The organism is Mesorhizobium sp. M7A.F.Ca.US.007.01.2.1, assembly GCF_003998165.1.
In the GTDB taxonomy this organism is placed as follows: Bacteria; Pseudomonadota; Alphaproteobacteria; order Rhizobiales; family Rhizobiaceae; genus Mesorhizobium; species Mesorhizobium ciceri.
Genome location: NZ_RZQP01000292.1, coordinates 1 through 6,575, shown reverse-complemented (window position 1 = coordinate 6,575; position 6,575 = coordinate 1). Strand labels below are relative to the sequence as shown.

The following is a 6,575-nucleotide window of genomic DNA, read 5'->3' as shown; positions in this document are numbered from 1 at the left end:
CCATGAGACTTCCCGTGCCGCGTTGTTCTTCCCTGCGAGATAGATTGTCCACCATTGCTCCGGCCTCTCGTGAAGTGGCGCCTGTTGCAAAAGCATCTCCCTCCTCGAACTTCGCTATTGCATCAAAGTTCCGGCCCCGGTGCAGCATCCGCGAAAGAGCATTTTTAAGCTTAGCGCTCTAACGGCGTCGCCGGCGCATTGGGGGAATAGGCTTCGGGTTTAGCCTTAGCCACTGACCGGCGGCGAAGTTCCTCGCGAATTCCTCGGTCTCGAAAAGATGCTGGGTGGTTTCGCCATTCTCGACGAGTTGTACCGCCCACTGGCCGTCGATGTGTTCGATACGAACACCAGCCCTTTGGTCATCGTCCACGGCCCGCACTCCCATACACGACGAAGGCACCAACAAATCATAGCGCCCAAAGCGCTTCAACGTTCGAAATGTACAAAGCGAAGGAGAAGTCCTGTGACCGGCGTGGTGCGCACACTTCTGGAACGCTGGCAACCGAAGGGTCGATCACGAAGACGGTCATAGGCGAAAATGCGACTGACGCAGTATCCCTGGATTGCTCGGTCGCGCTCGGTAGGCTCGGCCTGGAGGTCACTGTTACCGGCGTTGCAGCAAATCCTACGGCTGGAATGCCGTCGTGCGGATGCTAGAGGTTTAGTTGTATCCGAGCATGTGACGCAATCCGACAATCGGTAAATAGACGGTCCAAATCATACCGATGGCGGCGGCAACACCAAGGCCAATCGCGGGAGCCCACGCCCTCCATTGCATCTGGAGCCGCGCTGCCAATTCAGTCAAACTGTCTTCCATGGACGAATACTTCCCAAGTCGATTCGAGGGGCGAAAATGCCAATGAACCCCCAAGACTGCCGCGCTTGCAATCGCTGCTAGTATTTGCATCGCTGGTTTCGCCTACTCCAGCGGTCACAAGGCCGGTCGTGTTTCTCAACTAAAAGACACCGTCACGGCCTACAACCGCCGCATCGGGATTGACGACAAGGCCAACAGCCTCGGCCGTGTCGATCTCTGCCTGGAGCTTGGTGGCCTACTTGATGAGTGCCAGCGGCTAGACCGCTGATTTGCTTAACCGGCTGATCTCAGCCGTCCACCTCCATTGCCAATTCAACAACTGCCCATCAGGGCGGAAAGGTACTAGCCATGGACCGCAACTTCGCGCGGGCGCTTGCGCTCGTTCTGAAATCTGAAGGCCTCTGGGTGGACAACCCGGCCGATCCCGGCGGCGCCACCATGAAAGGCGTCACGCTCACCAACTTCCGCCGCTATGTGAAGGCCGATGCGACGAAGGCCGATCTGCGCAAAATCACTGACGCCCAGGTCGCGACGGTCTACCGCCGTTTCTACTGGGATGCGACGGCCGGCGCCCAGCTTCCCAGCGGGGTCGACTACGCTGTTTTTGGTTTCGCAGTGAATAGCGGTCCCGGTCGCGCGGCCAAATATCTTCAGGCCGTTGTGGGGATCAAGCAGGATGGGCGCATTGGCCCGGCCACCATTGCAGCCGTAAAGGCTAAGCCGGCCGGCGTTGTCATCGACGCGCTGTGCGACAATCGCCTAGGCTTCCTGAAGCGTCTCCCGACATGGAAGACCTTCGGCAAGGGCTGGTCCGACCGCGTCAAGTCGGTGCGCGCCGAAGCGCTGAAGCTGTCAGCTTTGCCCGACACTCCGCCGCCGGTCACTGTCGAGGTGAAGGTGCCGGTCGACAAACCCGTTGTTCCTGAAAAGGTCGAACAGAAGGTCAAGGAGAAATCCGGCTTTCTGTCTTGGCTGACCGGCCTCTTCGGTTCCGGCGCTATCGGGCTTGGCTGGCTTGCGGGCATGGACTGGCAAGCCGTCCTGGCTGGCGGTGTGGTTCTGCTGGTGCTCCTGCTGGTCCTGCTCCTGTTTCGCTCACAGATCGTCTCTGCGGTGCGCCAGATCAAGGCGGAGGTCGCGGAGTGATGTCCGCCTTCCTCGCTGCTCTCGTCGCTCAGTTGTGGCCGTACCTCCTTGCCGGCGCGGCCGGGCTCGTCGCGCTCTGGCGAGCCTATGCCATGGGCAAAGCGAAGAACCAGGCCAAGCAGGACGCGGCCGACGCCGCAGCGCGCATCGAACGCCAGAAGATCGATGATGCCGTGGCCGGCCGCGCTCTTGGCGACAACCGGGGGAGGTTGGGCGAATGGTCAAAATCCTGACGATGATCTTTGCACTTTTTGCAATGATCTCCTGCACTACGGTCGGAGGCAGCTTTTGCGCCGTGGAGCATCCTATCCGTCTCACGAAGGCGGAAGTCGCCACGCTCTCGGATGGGTCGGTTGCGGCGATCCTGGCGCACAATGAAACGGGCGCCAAGCTCTGCGGTTGGAAAGCCTGACATGGCAACTTCGGCAAACAAGAGCCTGGAAATGATAATCGGCGGCTCTTGGAGGCCACGCAGAACATGCAGCGCGACATAACGGAGATCCGACGCGACATCAAGGACAGCGATTCCCGTGCTGCCTTGAGCTACGAGCAGTCCGAACAGCGCGCTGCCGCCAGCCGGTCCAAGATGTATGCGAAAACCGACGAGCTGGTTGACCGTGTGGCGGCAACCGAAGCCGCTGTCAGCAAGCTCAACGACGATATGACGGGAGTGAAGGCGGTCACTGCCGAGGTGACCCGGTGGAAGCTCATGGGGCTTGGTGCGCTGGGCGTCACAGGAATGGCGGCTGCGGCCCTGGCTTCGCTGATCACCGCATATTGGTGCGACAAGGAAGTGTCGATGGAGAAGAAATTTGCCGAGATGAGTTGGCACCCGGCGCCTAGGTTCTTTGGCGGTGGAGAGGCCACGCCTGTAGCCCAAGTCGCTGTTGCGGAGGGCACGTCATCGCTCGTGCTCTACGATGACCGCATTCGCATTACGCCGATGTGGACCTAGAAGGAGCGAAGGAGCTAATGCGCAAACTACAAAAGCGCATCGATTTGCTCGAAGAGGAAAAGGGGCCGAACTAGCCCCTTTTGTCCAGGGCTTTCCGCCGCCTATTGGCGATCTCAGCGCGCGCATTATGGTCTCGGCGCGCTTCTGCCACCCCCTGGCGCCCAATGCCTTTGCTACGGGGCAGCGTTCATTCGTTTTTTCAATTCGATTGCGTTGGTTATTCGTCCAACAGCTTCCTCCATCTCGGCCAGTTCGAGCGCCGTGAACCTAGGCCCAATCTTGCCGATCATACGAGCGCATTCTCTTGCCGTGGAAATCGTCCCTCTGGCTATCGTCGCTCCATCGGCATCCTCGTCGATCAAGCTCATTCTCCTCTGCTTCGGCTAAGTCCAAGCATATAGGCGCTGGCGCCTTTGAGGGCAAACCGGATCCTGGGGGCTTTATATTTCAATTTTCGAAGCGAAACATCGCCAGAGAACGGCTAAAGCACCAACCCCGCCGCCGCATGTTGACCTATGCTGGGCGATCCCAGCTACTCCAGACCCCCGCCGCCGCTGTCCCACCCCGTTGATCGGTGGAACCAACACTCAATCGCGCCGTTGTGGCGGCCGGGAGGGTGGTTCATGAGCGAAAGCGCTATTCTGGTCGTCGAAGACGAGCTCTTGATCCTGCTCGACCTTGAAACAGCTTTGCAGGACGCGGGCTTTCTCGTCGTAGGAGTGCCGAGTGCCGAAGCCGCCGTAAAGGCGTTTGATGAGGATCCAAACAAGTTCGCCGGCCTCCTTACGGACATCCGTCTCGGCTCGGGAGAAACTGGGTGGGAAGTAGCCAGGCATGTAAGGCGAAGCAATCCAACCCTACCTGTGGTCTACATCAGCGGCGATGGTGCTATTTCCTGGGGCTCTGAAGGCGTCCCAGACAGCGTGATGATCGTCAAGCCGTTCTTCCCTCCCCAGATCATTACGGCGTTGTCCACACTGCTCAATCAGCAACACCCAACGGCGTCGAACGGCGGCGAACCCTCTCCGTAGAGCGGGCATTTTTTGGTTTATGAGCGGAACCTAAAATCCATCAGCAAGTTCAATAACGTTTTCAGCGCACGCTGTTGAGGGGAGCAAGCATGGTCGGCGCCATTCGCATCGCTGTTGTCGAAGATCATCCACTCTTTCGCGAAGGCGTGATGCGCAGCCTGTCAGAGATCGGAGGCTTCGAGATGGTTGGCGCGGGCGCCACGGCGCAGGATGCCGAACGCCTCGCCTCTACGGTGCGACCCGACATATTGCTGCTCGACATCTCTTTGCCGGGCGGCGGCCTCGCGGCGGTTGAGAGCATCCTCGCCAGCTACCCCACCCAGAAGATTGTCATGTTGACCGTATCGGAGGCCAATGCCGATGTAACTAAGGCTCTGAATGCAGGGGTGCGCGGCTATGTCCTCAAAGGCGTAGGGTCGCGCGGGCTCGCTGACATCCTGCGCAACGTAGCGGCCGGCGAGAGCTACCTCACGCCAACTCTTTCGGCACGGCTGCTCTCGGATCTCCAGTCCCCTGCTAACAGCACAGCAGACCGGCTGCGGCAGATGACCGAAAGGCAAACGGAAATCCTGTGGCTAGTGGCGGAGGGGCTGAGCAACAAGGAGGTCGCACGGCGCCTGAACCTCCACGAGAAGACAATCAAGCACCACATGACCAGGGTTATGTCAAAACTAAGTGTGCGAAACCGCACCGAGGCGGCTCTCGCGATGAGTGATTATCGTGACCGCTCTCCACAACCAAATCTTTGAGCTGAAGGAACTTGACCACGACACGGCATCCCTTCACTGCTTCCCTCAGCGGCGGGCCTTTTCCACCATCAGCGGCGGCTCTTTGTCCATCAAGTGCCCGGAACTTAGCCGGGCTGCGAACGTTTCAACTACGGTGCAACCAAGGAGGCCAAGGCCATGGATTGGAACCGCGTTGAAGGTAATTGGAAGCAGGTCAAGGGCAAGGTTAAGGAACAGTGGGGCAAGCTGACTGACGACGATTTGGACCGCATTGCCGGCAAGCGCGATCAGCTCGAAGGAAAAATTCAGGAAAGATACGGCCTTGAGAAGGACCGGGTTCGGAGAGACGTTGACGACTGGTACTCGATGCAGGGTTGGTAGGGGACTATTCGAGATTTTGAGGGCCGCCTAACGGGCGCCCTTTCAATTTGGTGGCACGAGCAGCCCCCCACGAGCGCGCCGGGCCGCGTAAGCACTCGACGAAAGTCCAATGCCGAAGCGCAAAGGTCTGACCCGTGAAACATTGGCGTTTTGTGCACGTTTGCAGTGACGTCGACGATCAATAGTCCCCTCATCGTCGGTTGGTTGATTGCCCGCCACGGCTCGCTTGGCGTGGCGGGCACTCATCACGGAGAGCGCATGCAGCCTGGTGAGATCATTGCAACGCGTTCCCCACCGGGTTGGCCGCCGTCCCGGTGCCAGCGTCAGGAATTAGCGGAACCTAATTTGATGCTTCCCGTGAATGATAATCAGCCGCCCGCCAAGCTGTTATACGAGCCGGCGCCAGATTGGCAGAGCGCAGGAGTCCTTCTTGCAGCCGCTGCTCTGGTCTCATCCTTATGCGCCCTGCTAGTGGCATCTTGGATGTCAGGTTGACCGCTCTTGCAGTCTCCGTTCCGGCCAAAACGTAAAAAGTCTACTCCACCGAAACGAGCAGAGGCCGGTGTTTTGGCCGTTCGTGCCAAATGACTTGGCGTAGGTCGCGCATGTCGACCTGCTGACCGCAGATCGGGCAGGTGTAGAAATTGTCGTCCTCGTCGGCAGGCTCGCCGCCGTGCTCCTTGCCGGGAATGGGTGGTCCAAGGTCAGATAGCTTCGCCATGGCCATCAAACATTCAATTCGTCTAAAATGTTCCGGAACCATCTTAGCGCGTGCTAAATTGAATCGCAGTTTTGCGGGTCAGTTCATGCGTCTGAAGTTGATCCGTCCAATGTTTCCCACGCTTGTTGAGGTGCCGCCGACAGGGGACAACTGGATTCGCGGAATCAAGTACGATGGCTATCGGACGCAATCATAATCGAGAACGGCACGGCCCGAGCGATCACGCGAAGGGGCTACGACTGGTCATAGACGTACAAGACGATTGTCGAGGCGGCGGCAACCCTTTCCCCCAAGTCGGCAATCATCGACGGCGAGGCAATCGTCCTTAACAAGAAGGGTGTGTCGGCTTCCATTCGCTGCGGTCGGCGATGCGATGGGCGCCGGATCGGATCATCTTCGTCGCCTTCGATCTGCTGCACCACGATGGCATCAACCTGCGCCCCGCACCTTTGCTGGAACGTCGCGAAAAGCTGCTCGAACTCGTCGGGCCTGCCAGGGGCGTTATCCAGTACAGCCACCATGTACATGGCGGCGGGGCTGACTTCTACGCTGCGGTTGATCGCATGGGCCTGGAGGGCATGGTGTCGAAGCGGCCGGACAGCGTGTATCGGTCAGGCGACACCGAAGCGTGGCTGAAAACCAAATGCTACGAGGAAGTCGACTTTGAGGTTGCAGGCGTGCAGCTAAAACCCGGTTCAGCTCCCCTCGCATTGATGGCGACCCGCGATGCGGAACGCCGCTACGTCGGATCAGCAAACATCGCCCTGACCAAAGCCATGCGCGAACGCCTATGGGC

Annotated in this window: 10 protein-coding genes and 1 pseudogene; 8 read left to right on the top strand and 3 right to left on the bottom strand. The window is 59.1% G+C overall.

Annotation, left to right across the window (positions count from 1 at the left end):
- Positions 1 to 178: 178 nt before the first annotated feature.
- Entirely contained in the window at positions 179 to 370 is a 192-nt protein-coding gene (locus tag EN949_RS31525; protein ID WP_082827649.1) for a hypothetical protein, read from the bottom strand.
- Between the two features lie 795 nt (positions 371 to 1,165).
- Between EN949_RS31525 and EN949_RS31520 the strand changes: the two genes are divergently transcribed.
- The 4 genes from EN949_RS31520 to EN949_RS31505 all read left to right on the top strand — a co-directional run bounded on the left by EN949_RS31520 (position 1,166) and on the right by EN949_RS31505 (position 2,918).
- Positions 1,166 to 1,963 carry a glycosyl hydrolase 108 family protein gene (locus tag EN949_RS31520; protein ID WP_127371232.1) on the top strand — a complete coding sequence of 266 codons (798 nt, stop codon included), beginning with the start codon at positions 1,166 to 1,168 and terminating at the stop codon, positions 1,961 to 1,963.
- Entirely contained in the window at positions 1,963 to 2,196 is a 234-nt protein-coding gene (locus EN949_RS31515) for a hypothetical protein (protein ID WP_127371231.1), read from the top strand. The genes EN949_RS31520 and EN949_RS31515 overlap by 1 nt, the downstream gene beginning before the upstream one ends.
- Complete coding sequence (locus EN949_RS31510; RefSeq protein ID WP_127371230.1) at positions 2,181 to 2,375, top strand: hypothetical protein; 195 nt, start codon at positions 2,181 to 2,183, stop codon at positions 2,373 to 2,375. Before EN949_RS31515 ends, EN949_RS31510 begins: the two co-directional genes overlap by 16 nt.
- A gap of 66 nt (positions 2,376 to 2,441) precedes the next feature.
- The gene (locus EN949_RS31505) at positions 2,442 to 2,918 is read left to right on the top strand and encodes a DUF1515 family protein (protein WP_245459534.1); all 477 of its coding nucleotides are present in this window, start codon (positions 2,442 to 2,444) and stop codon (positions 2,916 to 2,918) included.
- 173 nt (positions 2,919 to 3,091) lie between these two features.
- Here EN949_RS31505 and EN949_RS31500 read toward each other — a convergent pair whose 3' ends face one another.
- On the bottom strand, positions 3,092 to 3,280 hold the full coding sequence (locus EN949_RS31500) for a hypothetical protein (RefSeq protein ID WP_127367825.1): 189 nt from the start codon (positions 3,278 to 3,280) through the stop codon (positions 3,092 to 3,094).
- Positions 3,281 to 3,541: 261 nt separating this feature from the next.
- On the opposite strand from EN949_RS31500, the gene EN949_RS31495 reads away from it, so the two are divergent.
- From EN949_RS31495 to EN949_RS31485, 3 genes are all read left to right on the top strand, one after another.
- Positions 3,542 to 3,949, top strand: coding sequence for a response regulator (locus tag EN949_RS31495; RefSeq protein ID WP_127367823.1), 408 nt, complete (start codon positions 3,542 to 3,544; stop codon positions 3,947 to 3,949).
- Between the two features lie 89 nt (positions 3,950 to 4,038).
- Positions 4,039 to 4,698: a response regulator transcription factor gene (locus EN949_RS31490; protein ID WP_127371229.1), complete on the top strand. Its 660-nt coding sequence runs from the start codon at positions 4,039 to 4,041 to the stop codon at positions 4,696 to 4,698.
- A 156-nt stretch (positions 4,699 to 4,854) separates the two neighbouring features.
- Positions 4,855 to 5,058, top strand: coding sequence for a CsbD family protein (locus EN949_RS31485; RefSeq protein WP_027162011.1), 204 nt, complete (start codon positions 4,855 to 4,857; stop codon positions 5,056 to 5,058).
- Positions 5,059 to 5,593: 535 nt separating this feature from the next.
- Here the strand turns inward: EN949_RS31485 and EN949_RS31480 are convergent.
- The gene (locus EN949_RS31480) at positions 5,594 to 5,785 is read right to left on the bottom strand and encodes a hypothetical protein (RefSeq protein ID WP_245461960.1); all 192 of its coding nucleotides are present in this window, start codon (positions 5,783 to 5,785) and stop codon (positions 5,594 to 5,596) included.
- 362 nt (positions 5,786 to 6,147) lie between these two features.
- Between EN949_RS31480 and EN949_RS31475 the strand changes: the two are divergent.
- Positions 6,148 to 6,575, top strand: a pseudogene (locus tag EN949_RS31475) (DNA ligase); the annotation flags it as partial.

What these genes read in the sequence shown, in the direction of transcription:
- EN949_RS31495 (WP_127367823.1), top strand. Translation starts at nt 3,542, where the DNA reads ATGAGCGAAAGCGCTATTCTGGTCGTCGAAGACGAGCTCTTGATCCTG.
- EN949_RS31515 (WP_127371231.1), top strand. Translation starts at nt 1,963, where the DNA reads ATGTCCGCCTTCCTCGCTGCTCTCGTCGCTCAGTTGTGGCCGTACCTC.
- EN949_RS31505 (WP_245459534.1), top strand. Translation starts at nt 2,442, where the DNA reads ATGCAGCGCGACATAACGGAGATCCGACGCGACATCAAGGACAGCGAT.
- EN949_RS31490 (WP_127371229.1), top strand. Translation starts at nt 4,039, where the DNA reads ATGGTCGGCGCCATTCGCATCGCTGTTGTCGAAGATCATCCACTCTTT.
- EN949_RS31480 (WP_245461960.1), bottom strand. Translation starts at nt 5,785, where the DNA reads ATGGCCATGGCGAAGCTATCTGACCTTGGACCACCCATTCCCGGCAAG.
- EN949_RS31485 (WP_027162011.1), top strand. Translation starts at nt 4,855, where the DNA reads ATGGATTGGAACCGCGTTGAAGGTAATTGGAAGCAGGTCAAGGGCAAG.
- EN949_RS31510 (WP_127371230.1), top strand. Translation starts at nt 2,181, where the DNA reads ATGGTCAAAATCCTGACGATGATCTTTGCACTTTTTGCAATGATCTCC.
- EN949_RS31520 (WP_127371232.1), top strand. Translation starts at nt 1,166, where the DNA reads ATGGACCGCAACTTCGCGCGGGCGCTTGCGCTCGTTCTGAAATCTGAA.